The sequence below is a fragment of the Pedobacter sp. 10L46_2 genome, assembly GCF_056395165.1.
The window spans coordinates 1-1361 of sequence record NZ_JBFTIZ010000521.1 but is presented as its reverse complement, the minus strand read 5'-3'; the positions used below and the strand labels follow the sequence as shown (position 1 = coordinate 1361).

At 42.5% G+C, this 1361-nt stretch carries 2 pseudogenes; one reads left to right on the top strand and one right to left on the bottom strand.

From position 1 onward, the window contains the following. Positions 1–750, bottom strand: a pseudogene (locus AC1DDX_RS27430) (glycoside hydrolase family 92 protein); the annotation flags it as partial. 429 nt (positions 751–1179) lie between these two features. On the opposite strand from AC1DDX_RS27430, the pseudogene AC1DDX_RS27425 reads away from it, so the two are divergent. After that, positions 1180–1361 (top strand): annotated as a pseudogene (locus tag AC1DDX_RS27425) (class I SAM-dependent methyltransferase); the annotation flags it as partial.

Genomic DNA, 1361 nt, shown 5'->3' with positions numbered 1-1361 from the left:
CAACACACCTTTCACTTTTTTACCTTTAAGTTCGTTACCCAACTTCTGTGTAGAATCATCGTAGACAGTAAAGGACTTGATCGGTTTTGAAAAGACTGCAGTAAAATAAATCCGCTGGGATTCAGCCCAGCCGTTAGAGAAACGATAGCCCTCAATGGTGTGCTGATCAACTTGCTTGATATAAGTTTCTGAAGATTCGTCCCAGCCGATCCCTTCTTTCAAATCGATGACCACGTGCGCTTCTTTCGATGCCGGAAAAGTGTATTTGTGCATTCCTACCCGGGTACTAGCCGTCAGTTCTACACCAATGTCATACCGTTTGAGCTTAACTTTATAATAACCAGGCTTTACAATCTCATCCTCATGGCTAAAAAGGGAGGTGTAACCGTTTTTAAGATTTTCGATCGTACCTTTGACCACTTTAATTGCGCCTGTGGTGGGCATAAAGGATATGTCGCCCAAGTCGCCGATACCCGTACCACTCAGGTGGGTGTGCTGAAAGCCGATGATGGTGGAATCGGATATGTGGTAACCAGAGGACCAGTCCCAGCCCTCAGACAGATTGGTCGGCCCCAATTGTACGGCCCCAAACGGTACACTGGCACCCACAAAGACATGTCCGTGAAAACCAGTGCCTATATATGGATCAACGTATTTTGTGAAATTTGCAGCTGCCGGCTTCTTGGTCTGGCCAAATAGATTTAATGTGAAAATTGCGAGCATCCCAGCTAAACAAATTTGATTTTTCATAGGTTAGAGATTGTCTTTTATTCAGTTAGTTTTCATTACGGTAAAGCAAATATAGTCTCCGCTAGTGGCAGTCCAATCGAAACGCTATCATTAAAGAGATAACGTCTTCTTTCAGAATTAAAGATAAAGAAAATTAACACTAAACCGGGTGCTGAGTTTAAGTACTCCAATGCCGGTTATTCGCTGCTGGGACAGGTAATGGTAAACGTATCTGAGCTAAAGGTAAGTGCCCAACCATCAAAAAACCTAAGCCACATCAAGAGAAACAAGAGGACTTATATGCTCAGCTGATGGAGAGTTTAAATGGGAGAAAAGAGCATAATAGAAAAGTTGAGAAAAGTATAACAGCGGGTGCATTAGATTTGATACCGGTGTCGCCGATGAGGATTAACATCTGAATTGAAATAATGTAATTATCTTTGCCTGACGATGAGAAACCAGCACATTCGAGATACTTTCGGAAACATAGATATCTATTTATTTGACCAGATGCTTAAAGGCACCTATGACGAATGTGAGATGATTTTAGATGCTGGTTGCGGAACAGGTAGAAACATCTTTTATGCCTTAAGTACAGGTGCAGTGGTTTTTGGTGTCGATCGGAACCCGGA